This window comes from Bradyrhizobium sp. USDA 3397 (assembly GCF_054060965.1).
On the sequence record NZ_JBSSDS010000001.1, the window covers coordinates 3448568 to 3474555 of the forward strand.

Annotated in this window: 15 protein-coding genes, 2 pseudogenes and 1 riboswitch; of the genes and pseudogenes, 7 read left to right on the top strand and 10 right to left on the bottom strand. The window is 56.6% G+C overall.

Annotated elements, in window-relative coordinates:
- Nucleotides 1-260: 260 nt before the first annotated feature.
- Nucleotides 261-428, top strand: coding sequence for a hypothetical protein (locus ACVWYQ_RS16085; RefSeq protein ID WP_456725922.1), 168 nt, complete (start codon nt 261-263; stop codon nt 426-428).
- A 330-nt stretch (nt 429-758) separates the two neighbouring features.
- On the opposite strand, the gene ACVWYQ_RS16090 is transcribed toward ACVWYQ_RS16085, so the two are convergent.
- On the bottom strand, nt 759-1013 hold the full coding sequence (locus ACVWYQ_RS16090; RefSeq protein ID WP_456725923.1) for a hypothetical protein: 255 nt from the start codon (nt 1011-1013) through the stop codon (nt 759-761).
- A gap of 839 nt (nt 1014-1852) precedes the next feature.
- Between ACVWYQ_RS16090 and ACVWYQ_RS16095 the strand changes: the two genes are divergently transcribed.
- Both ACVWYQ_RS16095 and ACVWYQ_RS16100 read left to right on the top strand, forming a co-directional pair.
- Nucleotides 1853-2158: a hypothetical protein gene (locus ACVWYQ_RS16095; protein WP_456725924.1), complete on the top strand. Its 306-nt coding sequence runs from the start codon at nt 1853-1855 to the stop codon at nt 2156-2158.
- An 814-nt stretch (nt 2159-2972) separates the two neighbouring features.
- A pseudogene (locus ACVWYQ_RS16100) lies at nt 2973-3300 on the top strand (anthranilate phosphoribosyltransferase); the annotation flags it as partial.
- A gap of 2665 nt (nt 3301-5965) precedes the next feature.
- Here ACVWYQ_RS16100 and ACVWYQ_RS16105 read toward each other — a convergent pair.
- Nucleotides 5966-6442 (bottom strand): Lrp/AsnC family transcriptional regulator, encoded by a 477-nt coding sequence (locus ACVWYQ_RS16105; protein ID WP_456727157.1) that lies wholly within the window; start codon nt 6440-6442, stop codon nt 5966-5968.
- Nucleotides 6443-7831: 1389 nt separating this feature from the next.
- On the opposite strand from ACVWYQ_RS16105, the gene ACVWYQ_RS16110 reads away from it, so the two are divergent.
- The 4 genes from ACVWYQ_RS16110 to ACVWYQ_RS16125 all read left to right on the top strand — a co-directional run bounded on the left by ACVWYQ_RS16110 (nt 7832) and on the right by ACVWYQ_RS16125 (nt 11900).
- The gene (locus ACVWYQ_RS16110; protein ID WP_456725925.1) at nt 7832-8485 is read left to right on the top strand and encodes a hypothetical protein; all 654 of its coding nucleotides are present in this window, start codon (nt 7832-7834) and stop codon (nt 8483-8485) included.
- A 567-nt stretch (nt 8486-9052) separates the two neighbouring features.
- Nucleotides 9053-10636, top strand: a complete 1584-nt coding sequence (locus tag ACVWYQ_RS16115; RefSeq protein ID WP_456725926.1) for a hypothetical protein — start codon at nt 9053-9055, stop codon at nt 10634-10636.
- 14 nt (nt 10637-10650) lie between these two features.
- Nucleotides 10651-11331 carry an HAD family hydrolase gene (locus ACVWYQ_RS16120; protein WP_456725927.1) on the top strand — a complete coding sequence of 227 codons (681 nt, stop codon included), beginning with the start codon at nt 10651-10653 and terminating at the stop codon, nt 11329-11331.
- 11 nt (nt 11332-11342) lie between these two features.
- On the top strand, nt 11343-11900 hold the full coding sequence (locus tag ACVWYQ_RS16125; protein WP_456727158.1) for an NAD(P)-binding domain-containing protein: 558 nt from the start codon (nt 11343-11345) through the stop codon (nt 11898-11900).
- A 297-nt stretch (nt 11901-12197) separates the two neighbouring features.
- Here ACVWYQ_RS16125 and ACVWYQ_RS16130 read toward each other — a convergent pair whose 3' ends face one another.
- The 8 genes and pseudogenes from ACVWYQ_RS16130 to nodI form a co-directional block, all read right to left on the bottom strand.
- The gene (locus ACVWYQ_RS16130) at nt 12198-13037 is read right to left on the bottom strand and encodes an electron transfer flavoprotein subunit beta/FixA family protein (protein WP_456725928.1); all 840 of its coding nucleotides are present in this window, start codon (nt 13035-13037) and stop codon (nt 12198-12200) included.
- Between the two features lie 622 nt (nt 13038-13659).
- Nucleotides 13660-15413: pseudogene (gene nifA, locus ACVWYQ_RS16135) on the bottom strand (nif-specific transcriptional activator NifA).
- Nucleotides 15414-15651: 238 nt separating this feature from the next.
- Complete coding sequence (locus ACVWYQ_RS16140; RefSeq protein WP_456725929.1) at nt 15652-16440, bottom strand: SDR family NAD(P)-dependent oxidoreductase; 789 nt, start codon at nt 16438-16440, stop codon at nt 15652-15654.
- Between the two features lie 986 nt (nt 16441-17426).
- Nucleotides 17427-19757 carry a 5-methyltetrahydropteroyltriglutamate--homocysteine S-methyltransferase gene (gene metE, locus ACVWYQ_RS16145; RefSeq protein WP_456725930.1) on the bottom strand — a complete coding sequence of 777 codons (2331 nt, stop codon included), beginning with the start codon at nt 19755-19757 and terminating at the stop codon, nt 17427-17429.
- A 103-nt stretch (nt 19758-19860) separates the two neighbouring features.
- Nucleotides 19861-20061: riboswitch (cobalamin riboswitch) on the bottom strand.
- Nucleotides 20062-20666: 605 nt separating this feature from the next.
- Nucleotides 20667-21656, bottom strand: coding sequence for a nodulation protein NodZ (locus tag ACVWYQ_RS16150; protein WP_456725931.1), 990 nt, complete (start codon nt 21654-21656; stop codon nt 20667-20669).
- A 263-nt stretch (nt 21657-21919) separates the two neighbouring features.
- Entirely contained in the window at nt 21920-23992 is a 2073-nt protein-coding gene (locus ACVWYQ_RS16155) for a carbamoyltransferase family protein (protein ID WP_456727159.1), read from the bottom strand.
- A gap of 289 nt (nt 23993-24281) precedes the next feature.
- Nucleotides 24282-25070, bottom strand: coding sequence for an ABC transporter permease (locus ACVWYQ_RS16160; protein ID WP_456725932.1), 789 nt, complete (start codon nt 25068-25070; stop codon nt 24282-24284).
- A gap of 3 nt (nt 25071-25073) precedes the next feature.
- On the bottom strand, nt 25074-25988 hold the full coding sequence (gene nodI, locus ACVWYQ_RS16165) for a nodulation factor ABC transporter ATP-binding protein NodI (protein WP_456725933.1): 915 nt from the start codon (nt 25986-25988) through the stop codon (nt 25074-25076).

The following is a 25988-nucleotide window of genomic DNA, read 5'->3' on the forward strand; positions in this document are numbered from 1 at the left end:
TTCTGATGAGAGGAACGCGTTGTCGTGTCGGTCAGGTCGAAGACGTCAATGTTGCAAAACCGACAATGTCCTCGCTAAAACTACTCCCTGATGTGGCTCGGAAATCGGCTCAGCTCATATGCTTCAGCGCTGCGACCCTTTTTTTCGCATGGCATGCAGATTGCTGAGGATGACAGTCGCCGGCGATGCGACGCGGCTTTCGTTGAAAGCCGCTCCGAGGCAAATCTCGCGGCAGCTCTAGATCAGTGTAGGAAGAACGCGTGCCCATCAAACAGCCGATGCTCGAACGCAACACTGCGTATCGCAGCTCGCATATTAATGCTTCGCAACCGCGGAGGGTCTGGAACTACGGGCTGATTGCTGCGCTTCTTTTCAATGCGCTGCTCTGGGTTGGGATATGGTGGGCGGTCGGCACGCTCTTTTACTGAAATGCACTCGTCAAGGCATGCATCCCGGCAGCCGTGAACTGCCAAAAGCGGCCCGCCGCCCCGGAGGGGGTCGACGATCCCGCCTTTGGCGCATGCTGCGGCCTCAGGACTGGCTTTAGGCCTCTTAATAGAACGCGCGTACGTAGCTTGCAGACAGTCGAATTGAGCGCGGCATGGCTCACCATCCAGCGTCCGGCCGGAGAGCCCGAGGGCGCTACGCAGCTAGCGACGGAAGTCAGATATTCGGTCGATGCCACGGTCTTCAGCCAGGGAATAGACCTGCCTGCCCTTGGCGACCCGTTCGAGGTTCTGTCGAGAAGCTGCGGAGCACTAGAACTGCCGGCTGGCGACTGACTCGCGATCGTTCATGCACGCCCGCCACTCTCGGGCGCGCCGCGCCAGGTTGTCATACTCGTGGCGATGTTGAACAGCCGCCGCGCCAGCTTTTCCGTCAGCCAAAAATGCCCATTCGCGTTGCTTCCGCATGGCCTCGCCAGTGATCGGGATCGCAGAGATTTCTTTCGGATTCATCGCGCTGAACATGCAATCCGTATACTGCAAAAATGCGACCTTGGTGCTCCGCACATTTACTTAATCCGATTTGCCCGACCCTGTCCAACATGTCCATCTGCAAACACTCTCTCTCGTCGCGAGCCACCAACATTCTATCCCAGCGTCCTGATCAAACACAGACGCTACGTGCACTTCACGACGCTCCCGATTAGATCACGGTTCTTTTCAGACACTAACTCGCAAACACCGCGCCCGCCCCGCAGTCCTACATAGCCCCTAGTCGATCGCTGTTTGTCAAAACTGAGGCGATTCGTCCGGCACACTCCGCTTACGGTTCGCGCCAGAACGCACTCAAATGTACAAGTTCAGACAAATTCACACATCGGATTTCGAAAGGCCTTGAATCGCACGTAGCGTTAGATTGTAAGATCCTCGCAATTGGTGCCTCACCCACACTCTAGACCGCCCTGAGAGCTAATGAGAACTGCGCATGCCTCGCCCTCTACACTCACCCTGCAAGGATCAGTGGGCAACGCACTGTACCGAAATGACGCTCGTGTGACATATCTGGTCGGGGCCCGGCGAACACGCGAGATCTCGTCCAATGACCTCCGCATCTCTTCGGCGCGTTCGGAAAGCAGTTTGGCATCTTACTCTCAAACCTTAATCGCGCTTTTCTTCCGACAGCAGTCTCAGCAGACTGTTTCGGCGCAAACTCGCGGGATGACGACGATCTCATCATGCTGGCTGTAATCGTGGTCTCATGAATCCCTCGGTTCGCACGTACGAGACAAGCACTTCTCTCCGCCATTATCGCCTTGAATGTTCCAGCCTGTCTCTCTGGACAACAGGCTGGATCGCGCCTGGCGTACGATCACCAATAACGCCAATGTACTCTTGAGGAGGATATCGTGGCTCTCACACAAACAAAGCACTGGTATTTGCCGCCCAAAACTATCTGCTATGCAATCCTCTTTTTTGTTAGCGTTGGAACTGTATCTTTACGCACCGAACTCGCTGCTGCGGGAGATCAGCCACCGACCGACGCGGAGAAGGACGCTTGCATACAGGACGTGTTTCGCCTGTGTAGCAACCACATCCCGGATGCCACTGCGATCACCGCGTGTCTCAGAGCCAAGCAGGCAAGTTTGAGTCATCAATGTCGCTACGTGATCTCCGCTCGCGACACCGCCAGAGCAAAGCCAGATTTGAAGTGAGGTATGGCGAACCATCATGCACGTTCACTCGGCTCCCATACTGCGGCTTCCCTGACAAGATTCAGGCGTCCAGTTGCCCGCGGACACACGGATGATCATCGTCCGCATGTGGATGCCGACTATCATCGCAGTCACTGGAGACTCCACCTGCAGGGGGCTGTTGATGTAAGCATCGGTTACTCGATCATCTACCCACCTGCGCCTGGGTTGGAACGCCAATCGAGGAGCGGTCCCTTCAAATGAAGGCTGGGTCACATCGACCATCGATAACTTCTACCAGGGGCCATGCAACCCGTCACGCCCCTCACAGTGAAGGATTCAGCGCCGTGCGGCGTGTATCAGAAGAAGACGCGGTCAATTAGGAGACATTGCGCGCATGCGTTGCAGTCCAAATCTCCTGAATTAATCTCATAGAGATCTTGAATCTTGCGTAGCGTCAGGTTGTAGGATCGCCGAGCGAAGCTGAGCCGCGCAGACCTCGACGACGAACAGGAGGTCCGAGCGGAGTGAATAGCGGCGCTGCATGGGCCTACTTGGAAATCGCAGTCCTTTTCAAGTGCCCGGGTTTTTGAACGCAGAAAGGAGACTCCAAAGTGATGCCGATCTTATGGTGCTCGACTGAGAGCACCGCATCTAGCCGACGCCATCCCGCAACCGTCGAATTCGGATCGAGCCGACGGGAGCACAGCCTTTAGGTAGGCCATCAGCAGAGAACAAGCGTGGAGTCGGCAAGAAGATGAGGTGGACCGGCGGGTTGAGGCCGCACTCGCAAGCGCAACCGGACAATTGGACTACGACAAAGCGGCGCAGAACAATGAACGCCCTCCAATCGATCATTAACAAAGTTGCCACCCGCGCCCCGCTGACCCATGAGGAACCCGCGACAGCCCTCGACACCATGGTGTCGGTCCAAGCGCCCTCCTCGCAGATCGGGGGATTATTGATGGCGATGCGCGTGCGTGGCGACACCGTCGAAGAAGTGGTCGGCGCTGGTTGCGCGATGAGGAGCACAAATGGTCCGAGTGAGTGCGCCACCCGATCGCGTTGACATCGTTGACATAGGCGGAGACCTGTCGGGCTCGCTCAACGTGTCAACACGCGCCTCCTTCATCGTAGCTGGGGCTGGCGTGACCGTGGCCAAACCAAGATAGGCGCGCGGTTTCCTCAGGACCAGCGCCGCCGAGACGATCGGAAGCGATGGCCGAAGCTTAGGTTCTCAGCATAATGCGAGCGCGTCAAGGAATAAGCCATGACAACGTCACGAATGGAAGAAGCACTCGCCTCTGTGGCAAAGATAGAACACATTATTCGGAAATTTCGGGAGATGATCGATATAGACAGCTCAATCCCTCCAGATTTGCGGGATGCGCTGCACGCAACGCTTGATAAGCATCTTCTCGCTGCAAAAAGGCGAGCTCTGAGCCATTTATGATGGGGTGGACGCCTGCCGACGGCACCGATGCGTCAGTGGAGGCGTAGAGCACCACTTGAAGGAAAGCGGCCATCTCAAATGTTATCCCAGCCAAAGCACGTTCTTCACGCTCGCGGGTGGACCGAGGCGGTAACGTTGTTCAGGAAGCGGATCAGCCGAGGTTAGGTCTTGGAGTTGTTCGCAGCTCAGTCGAGTTGCACCGTCGCGTTGGAGGCATGAGGCGAGGCTCATAGGCTCGCCAACTACCGCCTTGACCACGAGCTTCGGCTGATCGCGCCGGCCTACGTAAATCCGTTCTGAAGCGACAGAAGAACGATGCGATCCACGTTGGGGCGATTTGCGAACCCGCTCAGCGGCCGAGCATGCATTCGTGGTCGCGAAGAACGAATGGTAACCCTGTTCTAGCGCGAAGAGCATCAGTCGATCTCGTTTGAACTGCGATCTGCCGCACCGCATGACTGAGAGCTGCGACTGTGCCCAATAATGGGCGCTACCGCATGCATCATCCCCACCCAGGCATGGTGGCAGCTTCTCGAAGAGACGCAGAACTTCGCTGCGCCGCCGCTTCCGAACTGGGTTCGCCCTCGGCATTCGCTCCGCGAACCTGGAAAACGTGCTTGGCCATTTCCAGGCCGAGGGTGATAACGTACCTCACGGAACGGCCCCTCCTTTGTGGCTTTCGAACACGACCACGTTCTAGCACTTTGATGCGGTTGGAGTGGGCCATTACACCACAACAAGTTTTCTGGCTTGTGAGATTGAACAGTGGGATCCCAAGGAATGATGGCGGCCGCTACTCTCCAAAGAAGTCACAAATCAAAGCCAAAGAAGGACTGTGATCTTGCAGGCGCCAAGGCGCTTTCCGCCGCTCCCTCGGGCAGTTCAGTTTTTCCACACAACGCTGGACTGGATCATCTGAACTGTGTGATGCAGAGAGTCTTACGTGTGGACAGCCGCGGATCGCATCGAGTGGCAAGAGATACAATCCGATAACGCTGAATGACTCCGAGATCTTGGCGAAGAGCGTGACGCATTGCGCAGTCATCTTCAGTATAAGTGACTCCTGTTGAAAACCCTTAAGGGTCTTGCACCGTTGACGAGCATGCCCATGCGTGTGCACGCGCTCGCTGTCGGCCCCGAATAGATGCGGTTACGAGGCCCTGATCTCGACCGGCTGACGAGCGTCATGGCGCTTTTGTCGTGGACTCGAGCCGCGCAACATCTACCGCCCCGAAGACATGGCAGGGCCGACTTCGTCTTTGAAAACGTCGGATACCGATCAACTCAAAGGCAACCGCAGTGAGGCGACTAACGCTGTTTCTGTGTGCTCGACCGCGGCTGAGGAGACCAGTTGCTCAATTGACTCGCGTCTCGCTCGCGCAGACTTGATGAGCGCTGCAAGTTGAGGCCATACTGCCGGTCGCGCGTATCGGCGTCCCTCACCAGCGAGTGCGATGATATCAGGACTACGGCCACAGGCTAAGCGCGCAAGATCGAGGCTAGTGCGGGCCATGATCGTTCCACCTCACTCATTGCTACTTCTGCAGGCAACTTGTCGGCTGTCGCGAGCGCGATCGGCGAAGGAAATGGTCGATGAAGCCGAAGGCGCAACTTCACTCGCGCAGCGCCAAGCGTGGATACGCGCGCACCGAGGCGTGGCGATTCCGATGTCATCACGTATGTGGAACGGCGGCCGACGCAAGAGCTTTTCAGTCGATTTTCGCACGTGGAACGATGCGGTCATATGTCCGGCCGTTGCGCGCGGCACATATGGCCGCTGGCCTCGATGAGATCGGCGGAACGAGAAGCTAACTCAGGTTTGCGCGGTTGAGCGCAAATGGGAGCAGTAGCTTCGTTCGTTTCGCGATTTCCGTCAGTGGGTTCATCGCCTGTTGTTGCACATTGCCCTCTACCGGCTTGCGCCGGTCAGATCGCTGTGCCGATCACTGCGTCACCGTTGTAGTCCCTAATCGGTCGGGACGACTTTCCGCCCTTGCTCACAAGCGCCCAGATCATACACGCCGTCTTATTGGTCTGCGCGACGGCGGCAATCTTAGCGGGGTGCCTGGCGAGAAGTCGCTTCATCCGCGCCCCCGAGCGTCGTTTCGGACAGCCCGCAAGACGGCTGTCACCCCGACAACGACCAGAGCGGACTTCCGGATTTCCCATCGATATTCGTCCGAGCCGCTCTTTGCTTCCGCTTGAATGAGACCGCGGCGTCAATTCCAACCGGCGGTGAAGTGGCGATTCGAGTTGAAGCACATTTAGCACTTTGATGCGGTTGGAGCGCGCCGTTCCACCACATCAAGTTTTTTCAGTCCTGCTCATTCCAACCAGGCCGCATCGACAGACTATCACAGTCTGAGCACGATTTGTCACCAGCAGGCCAGAAATCCCATCGGTAAAGTGAACCCGGCTTTGACTCGATCTAGGACGACTATAGTCTCAAGCCTCTTAATATCTGGGTTTTCGCTTATCAAGCGACGGGTGAAGTGCTCGTATTCTTCCATATTGTTCGCAGTCACTAGCAGGATGAAATCGGCTTGGCCGGTAACGTAAAATCCGCTCATCACCTCGTTCATCTTGCGGATGCCCCGCTTGAAACGATCAATGATGTCGGCGCGATCGCGTTCAAAGAAGATGAAGACAAGCATAGTCACGTTTCGGCCGATCGCTTTTGGCGAGATGATTGAGACATCTGACTCTATCACGCCTTGCCTTCGTAGGCGCTTAAGTCGGCGCTGAACTCCAGAAGCAGATAAGCCTACCTTCGCGCCGAGTTCTTCACTGCTCAGGCGATTGTTGCGCTGCAGGAGATCAAGTATACGAGCATCAATTCTATCAATTTCCATGGCAGCACTGCGGCCCGTCGAGTGCGGCTGCCTGGTGCAAGCGTGCGACATGCTTCCGTCAAGCGATCCCGTCATCTTTAAACCTCCTCCCTAGCACCTCTAACGGATCTAAGTCTTCAGCTGACGAGCGCCCTTTCGAGTTGGAAGTCTCAATACGGAGATGTGGTCGGCTCAGGGACCCAGACGGAACTCACGAGGATTGACCTCGCCGGTCGCCTCGATCAATCCCGCTTCGTGTGAACTTGCTTCGTGGGATGTCGCACCGCCTCAGACTTGAAAAGACCACCACCCGACGTCGAGCGCCTGGGGGCGACCAGGAAGATAGTAGGACCCAAGACCCGCCTCTGCATTGCTCCGGCAGCAACTGACTTGGCGAACCGATCATCGGCTTCGAGCCACCCTGCGGAGGAGCTTACTCTGGTCTCGTTTGCAGGCCGGTGCAAAGACATCGTGGTTGTTGTTGTGAGCATCCACCAGAAGCTGAGGACTGTGTTGGTTCAACTCATTGCCTTAGCCCCACTTTCTCATTCTTTTCCTGCGCAGAGTTAGTGGAACGAATCGAGCTGTCCTGCTTCCACTTTGGGCGAGGCCCCGCGTTCAATCTTCAGTATTCCAGATCGGTGTCATCGGTTGCCGGCTCCTGAGTTCAGCATCTGGGTGATCCTCGGCAAATGGACGTTGTAAGACCGCGCCCATCTTGCACAGCTTCATGTCAGATTCGGCGACTCACTTCTTGAATAGCGAGACGTTCGAGAGATAAACGGTATGATCCAAGAACAGATGCTGAGCGCTGCTTCGGCAATTGTCGAGCATCAGAGACTGCCAGTTGCCAAAGCACGCTTCTGAGCGAGGCCTGCTCTTGTTCGGCTGCGAGAGGACACGGTGCCTCTATCCCAGAGATGTTCAATTGCTTCCCGTGTTAATTGAGCTCTTTCAGAATCCCATCTCTGTTTGCGCGAAGCTTCTGTGGTGGCAAACGCACTTCAGCTAGCTCGCCACCTTGTGCCAAGAGGTGACTGACAGACTGATAGGCGCTCCCGCCGCCCCGTCTCGTTGCGATCAGGTGTCACGCGATTGCAATTTCTTGCCCTTTTCTCGGGGCGAGCACGATGCTGCGCTCGATGAGGTGCCCGCCAGAAGCAACATCGATCGACGATTGAGCATCCTCCCGCTGCGTTTCCGCTTGAACGCCCCCTTCCGAACGCTCACCACAAGCACCTCCGTGCCCAGACCGGTGAAAAACTGCATGTCATGAAGCTCAGGACCCGAATGCCCTTCGGAAGTTCAGGCTTCGCCTCACAGCAGCTATGGCATTGTCATACTTGCAAATGAAATCGATTTCAGGTTATGCGTTGTCCTAGCCAAAGTCAAGCATGCTGCAGACTGGGAATGACAATGCCCGGTCGTGCGGGTGCGTACAATCGGGTAGAAGCGGTGAAGGCCACATTTTTCGGTAAGCTGGCCACTCAGCTATCGGCTAAACCCGAAGGCGCGTTCCTGGAAATCTACGCGCCATCTTTGCGCAGCCTTCCGGCGGGCTCCATGCTCGTGATGGCAACCTTGCCTGTCGTCGATTGGAACGACTGCCTTTTGCAAAGCGTGCGCACTATTGATAAAACCACATCCGCACAGGTCTACGCAGCGATGGTGATGATCGATCCGTTCGCGTGCTGGCAAGATTTTGTCGACGCCCTGAAAGATGCCGGCATAACCGGCGTCATAAACTTCCCACCAGCGTCAATCATCGAATTATCGAATGCTGGAGAGCCGCATGAGGCCGGGCAGGAGCTCGAGCTTAGTCGTATGGAATGGTTCGGAAGCTCGGGCTTCAGGACAATGTTCGCGGCTACTTGCACTTGTGAGACGACAACCGTGGAGAGTCGGCTGGGGTCCTATCTCGACGGCATTCTTTATTTACCGCCAGAAGCCCTGACCGTGCCGGTCGGCTCCGACATGGAGTTGGTGCACATCAGTCACCGCCACGGATCGTCGGCGCCGAAGCTGGCGCTCTCGGAACGGATGGTTCTAAAGCGGCCGATGTAAAGCGGTGAGTTCAAGCGATTCGAGTAGTTGCACTTTTTGGTACAAGCTTTGTAGAGAGCCTCAGAGGCAGTGCAGTCCTTCTGCAGTCAATTTCGTTTTCAGCTTTTCCATTCCACTTGCGTTTCCACAACAGAATGTGAAGATTTGACTTCGCGCTCAGCAGTCGCCTCTGGATTCCGCGTGAAGATGATCCTCGAGGCTGTTCTTCGCGTTCTGCCTCGCACTGGCCACACACGGCACACCAGTGATATTGGTTCCAGCCTGGACGACAGAGCTTAACCGTCACCCCTGCCTGTCGGAGCGAAGATACTGCGACCACACACCGTCTCGCTTGTTCAGTCTCCAGATCGGCCGTTCCTTAGCCGACTGACGTAGCCTCACGCGCCATAAAGGGACCTTGGTACGCGCCTTGCTTGCCAAAGGTGCAAGACCATGTGCTTCGCGCCAGCCGAGCGGGCTACTTCCGCGCGGTGTTCGGTTCCAGACATGAATGTCTGCAACCGAACAGGAATGAAGAACAACAAGCCCCAATGGCCGCATCCATACTCACAGTCAAGGAGACATAGCATGTCCGGTGTTGCAGGCGCATTTGTGTTGCCTTCAAGCCGCTCACAGAAGACCGTTTATGATCAGCTCAAGCACATGGTGCCGAAGCTTGAAAACCGAGGACAGGCCGGGTTCGGCGTTGCCGCGTTTATGCATGAAGGAGGCTTTCAGTATACGAAATCATGTCGGCCACCTCGCAAACTGGCAGGGATTGATCATGATGAGCAGGATGCGCGCTTCAGATCGAATGCAGCAATTGCACACGTTCGCACCCCATCTTTCAGAGGCACGAGTTACGCTGACTTGGAGCCGCTTGACAATCACAAGGCCGGCTTCCGTCATTTGGCGGTTTGTTTGAACGGGGCTTTAGTCAACGCTGATGAATTAAGCGGAGAACTGCGCGCCGAAGGTCATCTGTTTAGCAGCAAGTCGGATGCGGAGATCTTGCTCAGGCTCATCGAACGCATTTGTCAGAGGGATTACTGGCAGCACGCTCTGCCCGTTGACTACGAGAAGGTCTTTCAAGAAATCGACGGCCTCATTGACGGAGCTGTCAGCGCACTCTTGCTGGATGGCCTGGGAAATCTGACCGCCTTCCGCAATCGCAGTGGTTTGCGGCCTTTGGAATTCATGCAAACCGAGGACGGCTTTCTACTTTTTGCCTCGGAAAACAGCGCTTTTTCCGGACTAAAAGGCCAAGTTGGCGAAATCCAGCCAAGTCACATCAAGCTTGTCAACGGCAGAACGGGTGTTTGCCTTGATCGCTTTGTGGGCCGTGCTCGACATAATCCCAAGCTTTGCGCCTACGAAACGCTTTACTTGGCAAACGCGAGAACGTTGGTACGCGGACAATCTAATCTGACAACTCGTCGCAATATAGGCATGACCTTGGGTCGCGTTCTCTGGCCCCGATTAACAGTCGAAACAAGCTCCGCTCCCATAATCATCGCTTCCATGCCGCGCACCGGTGGACCATATGCCGACGGTTTATTTTCAAGCCTGCTCAAACAGCAACCTGCCCTGGTCGAACGAGACGAAGTTATCGCGGTAAGTCGCTTTCAGCGGACGCTTATCGGCGCGCGTGGCCAGCGCAACTCGCTCATCTCGCAAAAGTACCGCCTCAACGGCAAAGACGTTACAGATAGAATCATCATCGTAGCCGATGAAGCCCTCATTCGTGGCGACACAAGCCGGGCAGTCACGGAAATGCTACTTGGCGCCGGGGCCAAGGCTGTGCATTGGGCAATCGGTTCGCCGCCTATCGTTGCGCCGAATTACTACGGAATGGGTATCGAGACGATAGATGAGCTAGCGTTCTGGAACGTATGGAAAACTCTACCATCCGAAGCGAGGCAGGAAAGCCTGCGCTTCCATAAGATCGCGCCGCAAACGCTCGGGGTAATCCAACACAAAATCGCTCTATCGATCAACGCTGCTACTGTCACGTATCTGCCCTTTCAAGCGCTCCTTTCATTGCTGCCACAGGGCCAGGATGGAATCGATCTTTCTGCGTTTACGTTCGAGATGCCGACTCCTGCTGGGCAGAAACGCGCAAATGAAAACTTGAACAGATTGATTGCCGATCACCTCTACGAAAACGTCTAGTGAATGAGACCACGATGAAACCTGCTCTTGTGTTCGATTGGAATGGTACCATCCTCGACGATGCCGACGCCTTGCTGCAAACCACGAACATCATACTCGGCCGCCTCGGCCGCGCTGCTATCGATATGCAGACTTTTCGAGACAGATTCGACGTTCCACTTTCCGTTTTCTACCGCAATCTAGGAATGTCGGATAGTGAGATCGAGACGGTTGATAGCGATAGCAGTGCCATCTTTCATGACACCTATGAGCCGCTGGCGGACAAGGCCCCTTTACGCAAAGGCGCGCGATGCATTCTGGAAACAGCACGTCAACAGGAGATTTCTAGCATTATCGTCAGTAATCATATAGTCGATCCCCTTCGCACCCAATTACGAAGACATGGCATCGACGATTGTGTCGCGGAGGTTCTGGCGTTTGAAAGCCGGGCTACTCAATTTAAGAGCATGAGCAAAGGGGAGCGGCTTCGTCGATATATGCAGGCATACAATCTGAACCCCGGGTCAACTTTCATCATCGGGGACATGCCTGTCGAAACGGATATTGCACGCGATCTTGGCTTGATCAGCATAGCCATTACGGGCGGATGCGTATCCGAGTCGCGTTTGCAAGCGGCGCAACCAGATTATCTCATTGAGGACCACCATACGCTACTGACCATTCTGCAGGACCGCGGTCTTTTTGAAACCTCATAATGAAGCACGCCATGACTCCCCTATCAACTGCAACACCAGCGACCGCAGGACGACGAATTGGCCTAATCGGCGCAGGACGCAGGGGTACCAGCATAGGAATCAGCCTTTTGCGTTACGGCGCCGAGCTGCCCGCCCCCGTAACACGAAGCCCTGAACAAGCAGAACAAGGGCATCTCAACGCCATCGTTGGATCTGATGAGAACACCTTTCCTGCCGCCGCTCGTGTTCTTACCGCATTTTGCGAGAACATTGTCCACGTGGGTGATATTGGACAAGGCCATAAGCTCAAGCTTGTCTACAATAGCATGACGATGGGCATAGCGGCGGTAGCTGCCGGAGCTTGCCAATTTGCCGAGGCCATCGATGTTGACTTGCAACCTTGCGCTCTTTGGTCAGTCGCGGCGCAACCAACAGCGAGATACTTCAGAATTTCCGGCCTTCTTGTTAGGCGAAAAGCCGGATCCTTTGGCAATATCGATCACAAATGCCAGGAAGGATATCGAGTGCGGCGTGCGATTGGCAAACGAGACCTGGTTCGGAGGACTCCCACAATCGATCACAGCACATAGCGCCACGGGAATGCATCTGGACTTGAGACCGACGCTGATCGTCCCGCGCGGATCTTGTGTACCACGGGCTCGGACAGTGCGCCTTCCCTCGCTTTGACTGACAACCTGACGCCTTCTTACGGCGAGGGTCGATGTACATCGTACAGCCCCCCACTTCCATTTCGCTGCGCACCGGTCGATCAAAGGCCTGGGTGCTTTTACCTTTGACTGCTCTGGCATCGATTTTTTGGGCTATGGCTGACTTCGTCGTGAAATGCGGGTGCACTGGCCGCCTGATTCATCGCAAAACGCTCTAGATTACTCGCGGGCCAGTGCGGCGAGGTCCGCTTCGAGGTTGGGCTGGTGCTCAAAAATCGCGTCGATCAGGGCTTGTGCCGGCTGCTCGGGAGCCTCCACCAGCGCCGCTTTCCCAGCCCGCGCCGAGGGAGCGAACACCCGCTTGACAACTGTCGGCGAGCCCTTGAGACCGCACTTGGAGAGGTCCTCGACGCCGGCGTCCTGCGCGCTCCATTTCAAGATCGGCGCGCGGGCGGCTCGCAGCGCATCCGCCATCCCGCCGCGGCGAATCTGGTTGGTGGCCTCGAGCATGGTAATGAGACACGGCAGTTTCGTAAGCAGAACCTGGACACCGCCTTCCGCTCGCCGTTCCGCTTCAAGTGTGCGCGCGATCAGATCCAGCGTTCTGATCTTTGCGACGTAAGTCAGCTGCAGCATGCCAAGCCGCCTCGCAATGCCGGGTCCGACCTGAGCTGTGTCACCGTCGATGGTTTGCTTACCGGTAAAGATGAGGTCTGGCGGCCCATATTCCTTGGCGATTTTTCGGATCGCGGCTGCCAACGCGTAAGTTGTTGCCAGAGTATCCGAGCCCGCGAAGCAGCGGTCGGTGAGCAGAACGGCTCGGTCGGCTCCAAAGGTCAGCGCTTTACGTAATGACTCTTCGGCCGACATTGGCCCCATTGTAAGCACGGTTATTTCGCCGTCAAACTTGTCGCGTAGCTCCAGCGCTGCCTCGAGCGCAAAGAGATCGTATGGATTGATGATCGTCGGTACGCCCTGACGCATGATGGTGTTGGTCACGGGGTGCACGCGAATCTGTGCTGAGTCAGGAACCTGCTTGATGCAGACGACAATGTGCATGTACTTCTCCATGTTTTGCAACAGTTGGGAAAGCGATCAGCAAGTGTCGTACCATAGCGCCAGTGTCGAAAGACGGCCGACCGGTACAAGAGCTTTTATGACGCTGGTGGTGCTATCCTGACGTTTGGCCGGCGATAGATCTCCGACATTCGTCGTGGATGCAACAGCAGCCAGCTTGATTTGTCGTTGATCTGGACCTAAGGGCGGGAGGGTATGGACTAGATGCGCTTTGCTTGAATCGACCGGCTGCGGATCCTTTTTCTGCAGCGGCGATAGCAACGTCTACGGCCTTGCTACGGCCAGTTCGCATTGGCCTACTTCTCCTGCGGCATCAGTTCTGGGATTGAGGGCCGTGGGTTAAGGGATGTGCCATTGTCGTTCCTAATGACAGTGCAGCCGTCGTGCTGCCATTGATGTAAACTAGCTTCAGGGGCGGCGAAGCGCCAATGTTTGACATCTGTTCGCGTGTTGCAAGATTTTGCCGTTCCGATGCTCGCCGACGTGCTCGGCTTGGCCGGCCATAGACATAGCTCGAGGCGCAGCCGCGATCGGGAACGGATGACACGCCGTTGCCGGTAACATCGCGTTGGCGTCGTGCTAAACGATGACCTGCCATCGTGCTTTAGAAGCGCTTGATTTCGATCCCGTATCTCCTCAGGCGTACCCTACCTGACGCGGCGTCAATCCAAGCAGACGCGCTGCCTTTGCCTGTACCCAGCCGGACCTTTCCATTGCCGCAATGACGTGCTCGCGATCGGCAATCCTGCGACTCCCTACGAGAGCTGCGCTGGCAGGTGCGAGCGGAGCGACCTCGCTGCCGACGGGCGGGGCCAGAGCAGCAGCTTCAGTCGCCTCCCTGAACGGCTTAACAGGCACCGGTACATCCAGCCCCCGCACAAGTGTTGTCTCGCGCGGCATGCTCTTCCACAGCTTCGCGGAAAGGCATTGACCTTGGTAGCACGCAAAATCACCTTTGGTGATTGACGGTCCGGGCGCCAGAGTCGCAGTCCGTTCGACACAGTTTTCAAGCTCGCGCACGTTGCCGGGGAAGCCGCAATTCATAAGCACCTCCATCGCACTCGGATCGAAGGTCAACGTACGGCCATTCACGCTGTTGAACTTTCGAAGAAACTCAGCAGCGAGAAGCGCAATATCATCACGCCTTTCGCGCAAGGGCGGAAGCAGCAACGGAACCACGCTAATGCGGTAGTACAGGTCGGCGCGGAACTCATTTCGTGCCACAGCCTCTTCAAGGTTCTTGTTCGTCGCGGCAACTACACGAACGTCGACCTTGATTGTCTGGTTGCTACCCACACGCTCGAACTCCTGCTCTTGCAAGACGCGCAGCAACTTGGCCTGAAACGAGGGCGATATTTCCCCGATTTCATCGAGAAAGAGAGTTCCTTGGTCAGCCAGTTCGAAGCGCCCCTTACGCGAGCTGAACGCACCGGTGAAGGCACCCTTCTCATGACCGAACAATTCCGATTCCAACACCGTCTCGGAAAGCGCAGCGCAATTTAGTTTTACGAATGGCCGCTTTGCGCGTGGCGACAGCTCATGAATGGCTTTTGCAACCAGCTCCTTGCCCGTGCCGGATTCGCCGCGCAGCAACACTGCGCTGTTCGATCTGGAGACCACCGCGATTTTCTCTAACAAGGCCCGCAGTGGCGGGCTATCGCCAATGATGCCCGGGATACGGACTTTCTTGCGCTCCCTCGCATGCTGCTTACGCTCGACTAAATACCCTTCCTGCCTGTCCTTCTCAGCCAGCAACCGATCGCGGTCACAGGTGAACAGGCGGTGCAGCTTAACTGTCTGTCCTACCAGATTTGCGATTATGGTAAGAAGCCGCGCGTCATGATCGAGTCGAACACTCGAGGTGTGGTCCGCGATGCGGTCAATAGTTAGCGCGCCTGCAACCTTCGCATCAATGTGAATGGGAACGCCGATGAACGATACCACGACCTCATTCGACGCACCGAGCATATCTATGTCCGCGGCAGTAAAGGCTGGCTCAATCGTCACGTTTTCGGCAACGAGCGGCCCGTCCGTCGCCACGATGTGATCGATTGCTTTTAGCGCCAGACGCATTCGGTAACGCTCGTCACTTCCCTCGCTCCAGCCAGAGCCTACGGTCATGTTTGGCATTCCATCATCGTCGAAGAGCGAGACGATGCCCTGCCGCATCTGCACAAACGATTGCAGACGATCGACGACGTTGGCCAACGTGACCTCTAGTCGGCACGGAGACGTGAGTACCTTCGTAATCTCAAGGATGCCTGACAGCGCGCTCTCGAGCGACGGCTCTATGCTCACCTCACGGTCCGCCTCAGATTGCGAGTCAGGTCTTTCGCCTGCGGGCACAATATGCAGCATGAGGAGGTCTCCCTTGTCATGATCGCCCTCCCTGGCGGCTTGTTCGGCTTCACGAGATTGGTGTTGCATGTCTTCTCGCTCTAAGCGCCAAATTGAGGAGATGACAGAGAAGGATAACAGGTCTTCATGGCACAACGGCGCTTACGGTACTTTTTTGCTCTTGCGGCGCACCGCGCCTAACCTGAATGAGAACACGCGCTCGACTGATTACCTCAGCCGCGGATGTCAGATACGACAACTACAAATGTTGCCCCCCGTTGATCGGAACCTCAGTGCCCGTGACATAACTTGCGGCGTCCGAGCACAGGAAGAAGAGGACCTTCGCGACCTCTTCGGTCGTGCCAAACCGGCGCAACGGAATACTCGGCAGGAGACGCGCTTCCGTTTCTGGTGACAACATGTCCGTTTTGATTTCTCCCGGCGCGATTGCGTTCACGCGGATTCCATGCGGTGCGTAATCATGTGCCATTTCACGTGTAAGAGATGCGAGCGCTGCCTTCGAAGTCGCATAGGCGCTGCCAGCAAACGGGTGCACCCTCGAGCCTGCGATTGAGGTCACGTTGACAACCGATCCTGACGCGGCTCTTAGCTCGTCAAAAAATCCCTGCGCTAGCAGGATGGGAGCCACCATGTTGAGGTGGAACACCTTCATCCAGGTCTCGAGTGACGTCGTCAACGAGGTCAACCGAGCGCCATTCTGCCCTTTTGGCGAGACGCCGGCATTGTTGATCAATGCGTGCAAGGGAGCACCTGCGAGGCGCTTCTTCACCTCGGCGATTGCGCGCGGCAGCATTCGGTGGTTACTAAGATCGACTTGGATATGGTCGTCGGGCCCTGAGTTCCATGGGCATCGCTTCTCATTAAACGGTTGGCGCGCGCAAGATATGATGCGCCAGCCAGCTTCCGAAAACAGCTTTGCGGTGGCGTGACCGATTCCACGCGTCGCCCCAGTCAGCAACAGTGTCTTCCGCTCTTTCGGCTGGAAACCGGCGTCAAAGCCCAAAAGCCTGCAGTCCACGTCCGTCACGGGGTGGCCATCTAGTACATCAAGACTCAACCGCGCCTCCTATTCTATCGCCTCGCCGGAGACTCCGCTGCAGGATTTGGGCCACACCGATGCAGCGGAACAGCTCTAAGGGATAGCGATCCAGCGGCGGGTTCGGGGACAGCTTGACCGCTTCCAAACATTGCGTGTGCGCTTTCTGACAACAACGCATATTCACGACAAGGCCAACATCGCCTTTCAGTGCGAGTGAACGCAATGTCATCCAGCGCATGTGGTCGGGCTTCCTGTTCAGGCATCATACTTTCCGCGACGACGACTAGAGTGTTGCAGACACCGGACGTGCGCGAAGACGATGTACCAGCCACACCATGATCCCGGTCGAATCGGCCCCTGGCTCAATTGCATGAATTAGCCGATCCACAGCGAAGCGCCTCGTTGGCACAGCAAGCGATACCTACTCAGGAGCCGCCGGGAAGATCTTAGCCGCACGCTCTTACGATCGCAAATCAGACGTAACCTGCCTCGTACGTCAGGTTCGTCTGCGACTTGCGTTTGACATCGTGTTCACTCTTCCTGGCCGGTCGAACAAAAGCACTGGGCGCATTGTGCATAGTGACGCGGTCAAGCACGTCCTTACTGCGGCGATCCCATGGCGCGGCCACGACTCGCCCCGTTTTCCGGAGGCGGCGTAAGCGGCGTTACTCGCTGGCACAAGGTCGGCGGCATGATTGTCGGCAATGCACCATCAAGGATTTGCGTCGCGTGTTCCTCAACAGCAGCACCGGCGTGGACATTCCCATCGCCGAGCTCGCGCGTCTGGTGTGCCACGCCTTGTGGCGCGAGACCAGCCTCGACGCGCCGCCCGCCGGCACGCCGCGCTAGTAGCTCCTATTCGGCCCGCGGCAGTATCCCGTTCACGTAAAGGCTCACTAACTTTCAAGCGGTATATGATTGCGAGACGCAGCGGCGTTCTCGTGAACGGAAGTTAACGTTGACGATCTCAGCGATCAAGTTGCCGCTCGTAGCTCCCGGGCAGCTGCGACCATATTTACCAACGCCGGACGCACCTCCTCCCATTTTCGGGTTTTCAGGCCGCAATCGGGATTGATCCAAAGTTGGGAGTCGGAGAGCTGTTGGCGCGCCAGCGTCACGAGGTTCTTCATCTCGTCCGTTTCAGGAACGCGCGGCGAATGGATGTCATAGACACCAGGGCCGATCTGTTTTGGGTACTTATAAGTTCGGAAGGCGTCTAGCAGTTTCATCTTCGAGCGCGACGTCTCAATCGAAATGACGTCGGCATCCATCGCTGAGATAGACTCGATGATGTCGTTGAACTCGGAATAGCACATATGAGTATGGATCTGCGTTTCGTCCGCGACGACTGAGGAGCAAATGCGAAAGCTGTCTATGGCCCAATCGAGATAGCTTTTCCACTGTGATTTGCGTAGCGGCAGTCCCTCACGCAACGCCGCCTCGTCTATCTGGATCATTTTTGCTCCAGCGTTCTGAAGGTCGACCACCTCGTCCCGGATCGCGAGCGCGATCTGTAGGCAAGCCTCGCTTCGCGAGATATCATCACGAACAAACGACCAGTTCAGAATGGTCACCGGCCCGGTCAACATTGCCTTCACCGGCTTCTCGGTCAGCGACTGCGCATAGCGCCACCAGTCGACCGTCATCGGCTTCGGACGGGAGACGTCCCCAAACAGAATCGGTGGGCGGACGTAACGCGAGCCATAGGACTGCACCCAACCGTGTTTTGTGAAGACGAAGCCCGACAGCTTCTCACCGAAATACTGCACCATGTCATTGCGCTCGAACTCGCCATGCACGAGCACGTCGAGCCCTATGTCGTCCTGCCATCTGACCGCACGCGCCGTTTCCGCTTTGAGGAAACTCTCGTATTGCGCGGCAGACAACGTTCCCTGCGCGTGGGACGCACGGGCACGGCGAATGTCTGCGGTCTGCGGGAATGATCCAATCGTCGTCGTTGGGAATGTTGGCAAGGCGAACCGAGCGCGCTGAAGCTCGGCACGGCTGGCGTACGGACTTTGACGGCGACGCATTGTTTGGTCAATCGTAGTCATGCGCCGGGTGACGTTGGCGTTGTGAACCTTAGACGACTTCTCGCGCGCTAGAGCCGCCCGCTTGGAGGCCGCAAGGAGGCGCGATACACGGGCATGCTTGCCGGCGAGCGCACTTCCCAAGGTCGTCAGCTCCTTGATCTTCTGGACCGAGAACGCCAGCCAGCTCTTTACATCTAAATCGAGATCGCTTTCGAGCTCGACGTCGACCGGGACATGAAGGAGCGAGCACGAAGGAGCGATCTGGACGCGGTCATGACCGAGCTTCACTACTGCTGGCGCCAGCTTGTTGAATAAGTCCGGCAGATTGGACCGCCAGACATTGCGTCCGTCAATGACCCCAAGTGAGAGAACGAGATCGCTGCGAGCTATGGCGGCGATTACGCCCAACTGATCTGAGGCCCGAACCAGATCGACGTGCAGACCGGCAACCGGCAAAGCCAAGGCAGTATCGAGGTTGTCGCCGACGCCGCCGAAATAAGTAGCCAGCATGACTTTGAGGCTGGGCACCTCCTTTGCCAAATGGGCATAGGCTCGCCGCAACGCGCCGCGGGATACCTCGTCGAGGTCAAGGACCAGGCAGGGCTCGTCGAGCTGAACCCACTCCGCACCTCGCGCGGCTAGTTCGCGAAGGACATCGACGTAGACCGGTAGAAGCTGGTCCAGCAGCAACACTGGATTGAATCCCGGATCTGCACTCTTGCCGAGTTTCAGGAAGGTGACTGGGCCAACCAGCACACAGCGCGTCTGGTACCCAAGGCTCTTTGCCTCCTCATATTCCTCAATCGGCTTACGAGAGGAAAGCTTGAATGTTTGGTCCTTGCGAAATTCCGGCACCATGTAATGGTAGTTGGTGTCGAACCACTTTGTCATTTCCTGCGCTGCCGGGCCCTGTTGATGATGGCCGTGCCGGCGATCCGCATCTTGATCCTCTCCTGCGCCGCGCGCCATGGCGAAGTAGGTCTTGAGTGACACTGGACCTGCGACCCAACCGTAAACGTCAGGAATCGCGCCGACCATCACACTGGTATCAAGCACATGGTCATAGAGCGAGAAGTCGTTCGAAGGAATGATGGTCGCGCCGAGCGATTTCTGCCGCGCCCAGTTGGCGAGGCGAAGTCCAGCCGCAGCCTCGAAAAGCTGTGCTTCGCTTGACTTACCGGCCCAGTAGCTCTCGAGCGCGAATTTGAGTTCCCGGCGCGGACCGATGCGTGGCATACCTAGCGTGGCAACGGAAAGTGAACTGTTAGACATCGCTTCAACCCCATGGTTTGGGGCAAGGCGATGGTGGATGCGCACAGGTAAAGGCCGCCGCGGCGGCGACTTCTTGACGCACCACCGGGACACCCCGCCCGTGGACGAAAACGTTGTCGGGGCAGGTCTCCTGGCTCGCGGGTCATGGCTGCTGTCCGGCCTTCCCGAAGCCGACCGGCTTCAGTGACACTATTGGACAGCGGCTCGCCGCTTACAGTTGCGGGGGCAGCGCCGGCATCACACCAGCTTCCCTCTTAGCTCCGGATCAAGCGGGACCCAGAGAACCTCGAACGAAAATGAACTACCTGCAAAACCACCGTTCCGTCAACCGTTGAATATCACCGCCTCATCCTCGCCGATTTGGCACACGCCAATGAGAGGCATCCCAATCCGAGGCATGCGCCGCATGGCCGGGCCTTTCGTGACCTGCGCACCGGTGGATCGTAGATATTCAGTCGCCCGTTTGTGCACGTGCAGGATCTTCACTCGGCTGTCTCCAATACGATTTGCGAGCGTCTCCCCGAGGCGACCGCCAAAGTATGATCCAAAGTGCGGTCGTGGCCGGAAACAGCGAGCGCGCAGGCGGAGGCGTCTGGACTTCGACTTCCGAATCTTGATCAAGTCGGCACGTTCGTGGAGCGGCTTGCCCGAAGCCGTGTAGGACCTCTTGAATGAGTTGACCAATTCAGGCGCAACAATCATCGATCACGTAATCGCCGCACCGCACCACGTTCACCGAAGCTTAGCGCCACCTCGATCGCGCACGGCGTCAGGCGCTTTGTCCACTCTTGTATTGCCTCAAGGACCGATTCACATCATCGACATCTACCCTCGCCACCAGATTGGCATCTGAATGGATGCTGGAATACCGATCGCCATAACGTCTAGCAGATGATGATCCGTTGACTTTCATGAGGCCGTCAGCCGTTCCGGCGATCCTTCAATAAGGATCAATCGAGTCGGATCCTTCAAATCGAACTCCATAACGCGTGGCGCAAAGAGGCGAGCATAGCGCGTGAAGGCGCTCGTCGGTGGAAACCGAATGACCGTATCGCACCGCCCGAGGAGATACATCTCAATCAGGGCAGAGAACCCGCCTTCGGCGCCAAGTTCTGCACTATGTAAAGGTCCAGCATGAGGTGCCTGGAAATGCTTTGGGATAGTGAAGAGATCGGGGAATACTCCAGATAGCTTTTCGACCATCAGCGTGCTGTCCGTGCACAAGAACAGCTTCACCGGGCTTGGATGCGGTAACGCTTTCGCCTTATCGATGGCAGTACATACCTGCCGAAAGGCGAGTTCCGGATCCGCCCAATAGGGCTTATGTCCCATGATATCTTCGCCGTTGCCGTGACGAACATGAACTCCGATTATGCTGTGTCCCTCAAAATGCTCTTGGTAAATGGCATCAATTCGAGCCCGAATTTCCGGTTGGGGTTTGATCGTCCGAAATATCTGCCGTTCGGCATCCTCATCGCAGCGCCACATTAAGCAGGCGTCACACACCACAGTGTTAGCATCGACATCTTCCGGACTTTGGAAAAGTTGGTCCAGCTCGTCACGCTCCTGGAAGATCTGTTCATCTGGCCGATAAACGCAATCTATCGGCGCCTTATTCCACCAAGGGGGGAAGAACGGGCCTGGAAATGACATTTGATTGATCTGGTCATCGCAAATGACCCGTACCCCGTCGATGGCTTGAACTGGCTCGAAGAACACTGGAAATGCGTTGGTGAATGGCCGATCGAGATAACACGAGCCACGCCAATCGATTGCCAACGTCCGCCCGGTCCGCTTTGCATAACGCCACGCTGATGCCAACGACCAAAGGCAATCACCGAATCCGGTCCGTCGTCGAGAAACCACGAACCGATCATTCATCGAGTCACTGACGAGCATTTCGCGTTGCCTCGTTTGTACCTATTGGTTGGGTCGGGAACTTGCTGCAGGAGGCCGATGTAAGGTGCCGTCCGACGGCAAACTGATACTCCGGATCTCGGACGCTCGCGGTGAGCGTTCTTCTAGCACCGCTCGCCTGGACGCATGAAGGCTGGCCATTCATGCATCGGATGAGACGTTGCCAACCACGCACTTGGTTTTGGTACGGCTGGCATTCCGCTCATCGCGCCGTCTCATCCTTTGCTGCGTCCGGATACGTAACGCTAGACGACACCCATAGTGGCGCGCTCCGGTTCTGCTTCGGCGTGCCCTGCACCGCCACCACTGGCGCGAGTAGCGCGAGGCGGATGTAGCCGAACGCAACGCTGCTCCCACAATCCCAACAATTCCTTCACAAGAGCTTCGCGTTTGGACCGATCTGGAGTAATGGTATCAAGAAGAGATCCAAGGACCGCCTCCCCGTCGATCCGCATCAGGAGATCGAACAAATCATGTGAGATGCGCACACTGTTGCGGTTCGAGTGTCCCCTGCGAATCTCGCATACAGTCTCCTGGCGATCTTCTGCAGTAAAAGCGCGGACTCGATGAAGGGATACATAAGCGGGCAATGAAATGGCGAGCGCAGTCCAGTCGTCTAGCCCTGTCGTCCTCTTTTTGATGAGGAACGGCCCAATCACGAGTCCATCCAAATCTGTCGTCAAGAACGTGGTAATCGCGTCAGACACGGAATCCACAATCGGCTCGGCATTGTTGTTAAATGATGTATTGAGCAGCACCGGAATTCCCGTCCGCTCTTTGAACGCACTAATAACGTCCCAGTAGAGCGGGTTTGTTTTGCGCGATACGGTCTGCAGCCGAGCAGTACCATCGACGTGCGTAATGGCACCGAGCACGCTACGTTTCGGGTCGCGCACGCGGACCACAAAATTCATGAATGGGAATTCGCGCTTGCCTTCCGGGAGCTCGAAAAATTCGTTCGCATACTCCTCCAGCACTGATGGCGCGAATGGCCGATAGCCCTCGCGCTTTTTGACCATTGCATTGATCCGGTCCTTGTTTGAAGCCGGTCGAGGATCAGCAAGAATGCTGCGATTGCCTAGCGCACGTGGCCCGAACTCAGAACGACCCTGGACCCAGCCGATCACGGCGCCATCAGCCATCCAACCGGCTGCACTTGCTGCTATGTCATCTTGACGCTCAACGTCGAGGTGCCCCGCCCATGCACTCAGCTCGCGTTCTACGGCTCGCTCGCTTCCGATATCGGGACCCCAATAGACATCCTGAAGTCGCTCAAGGGGGGCCGGCATGCCCAAATCGCTGGACACCATCAGGGCCGCGCCTAATGCGCAACCAGCGTCATGCGCAGCGGGTTGGACGAATATGTCTTCGAACAGTCCTGAGTAGAGCAGCTTACCATTCACGGTGCAGTTGTGGGCTACCCCTCCAGCCAGGCACAATCGCTTGATGCCGGTGCTCTTCCGATAATGCTGCAGGATGTGAAACATGATCCGCTCTAGCGCTTCCTGCAAAGAAGCGCTCACGTCTCGATGCTGCTGCGTGAACGGCATTCCCTTTCTTCGAACCTGGATGTTGCGGAGCAATGTCGGTCCGATTCGATCTAGGTGAACACGATAGCCGCCATTGTCCAAGAGTTCGTAGAACTGTCCGAAGAGCTCGCGGTAGGGCGCCGGATCTCCGTAGGGAGCAAGTCCCATAACCTTATATTCGTCGAACAAACTGTACCCGAGATATCGGATAGCCTCGAGGTAAAATAGTCCTAGAGAATTATTCTCCGGAAAACTCGCGAGTTCCGTGATTTCGGTGCCCGACCCTACCGCCAATAGCCCGGAGAGAAAATCGCCACCGCCATCCACCGCAAAAATCAGACTTTGCTCAAATCCCGACATCGCAAATGCGCTCGCTGCGTGTGCGTGATGATGGTGCACGAACGAGAGCCGCGACTCTTCGACCTTAGTGCCGAACTCTTGCGCCAGCAACTTCCTCAGCAACAGTTTGGCATCCATCGGAATGGAGATATCTGGCTGAGACACAAGCAGCCGCTCCAGCATGGCATTGCAATACGCCTCGGTAGCGTAGAACGCGATACGATCGATATCGTGGAGCTGCACTCCCGCAGTTGCAAGGCAGTACCGGATCGCGCTGCTTGGAAACTTGTTGGAGTGTTTGATCCGATTGAGGCGCTCCTCTTCGACGGCTGCTATGACCCGTCCGTCTCGGACAAGCACCGCAGCGCCATCGTGCAGAAACGTCTTAGGCAGATCGAATGGATTTTCATGGATTTTATCCAGTCCGCCGCTCAATCCTAGACACAGCATTTCGTTCTCCATTTGGTCATAATAAGACGACCCAAGCGCCTTCAAAGGCCGTACTTTCGCTCTTGCATATTCAACTCAGATTATTCGAGGTCCGTCTGAATCAATGACATCCGATCAGCCAAGGCGGTGTTGGCATTTGAACGCCGTAGTTCAGATTGGACCGCGGCTCCGTGACTGACGTCGTCCGCCTGACGACCGTCCGAAGCGATCATCGGATGCCCTGTCGTGTCGAGCCGTCACCATCGGGGATTGCATGATTTGTCTCCGCTTCGTTCTGCGCAATGCTGCGTCAGCGCATCAGACGTCGACGGAACAGTGCCGTCGATACGAAAAACGGCAATACCGTGTAAATGCAGAGCGCACCGATATGTACGCCGATGTCGGGCGTCGCGCGACCGAGCATCATTGGACGGATGAGGTCGACCGCATGAGCCAGCGGCAACAAGGCCGCCAAATGCTGAAATGAGCTCGGCATTTGGCTCACCGGAAAGACTGCGCCGCACAGAAACACCATAGGCGTAATGACAAGCATTTGGTAAAAGACGAAATAGTCATACGTGGGCGCAAGAGATATGACGACCATTGCCAGACTTGCGAAAGCGAGCCCAGTCAGGGCAATGGTTGGCATCGCACAGAGAATGGACGTCCACGGCGCATACCCCAATATGGCGGCGACAACGCCAATCGCCGTCCCGGCCAAAATGGCTTTGCTGGCTGCCCAGGCCAATTCACCTAGGATGATGTCTCCAAGCGTGAGCTGTGTGGACAAGATGGCTTCCCAGGTGCGCTTTGTCTCCATCCGGGCAAAAGCCGCGTACATGGTTTCAAAGGTCGCAGCCGTCATGGCGCCTGTCGCGACCATGCCGGCCGCCAGAAACGAGATGTATGAAGTACCGTCAACGCGCCCGACGATCATCCCGAGACCGAACCCGAGACCAAACATATTGGTTATCGGATCGGCGAGATTGCCGAGAATCGATGCAAGCGCGACTTTTCTCCATGCCAGGAAATTGCGCAGCCACACCGCGACCCAGTTGGACGCGTTGGCGGGCATAGCCGCAGCATAACCCTCACCCATCGCTCATTTCTCCATTTCGCGCCCGGTCAGTCGCAAAAAGACGTCTTCGAGATTTGGAGGGCGCTGCATAAGGCGAAGGCCGACGCGCCCGCGCAATTGCGCGAGGACTTTCTCCGGTTCGGGCGCATAACAAAATACCGTCTCGCCGCTTATTTCCAGGTGCCGCGCAAAGGGTCTGATCAATGCGCACAGCTCCTGTGGATTGCCCCCGTAAATCTCGATCACGCTACAGCCGATCTGCTCTTCGACCAGCACGTGAGGCTTGCCTTCGGCGATCTTGATCCCATTCTCAAGCACGCACAGCCGGTCGCATAACCGCTCCGCCTCTTCCATGAAGTGTGTGGTCAAAAGAATCGTTTTTCCGCGCGCCAGCAGCGATCGCAGGCGCTCCCAAATCAAGTGGCGCGCGTGCGGATCGAGACCGGTGGTCGGCTCGTCCATGACCAGGAGATCGGGGTCGTTGATCAGAGCACGCGCCAGAGTCAGCCGCCGCTTCATGCCACCCGACAGTTCGGAGACGCGGGTGCCCGCCTTGCTCTCGAGGCGAGCGAAATCAAGCAGCGACGGGATCAGGCTCTCGATCTTGCGCGCGCCCATTCCGAAGTAGCGGCCGAATACCAGGAGGTTTTCTCGGACGGTAAACTCGAGTTCAAGATTGTCGAACTGCGGGACCACACCGAGGCGCTTACGTGCCCAGCGAGCTCGACTCGGCACAGGCTCACCGAGTACTCTTATATCTCCTGCGTCAGGCGACATCATGCCAAGGATCATACGCGCGGTTGTGCTCTTGCCAGCGCCGTTCGGACCCAGCAATCCGAAGCACTCTCCGCGAGCGACGGTGAACGACAGCTCGTTCACCACGAGCTTGTCGCCAAATGACTTTTTTATACCGGCAAGATCGATTGCTGCAGTGGACAT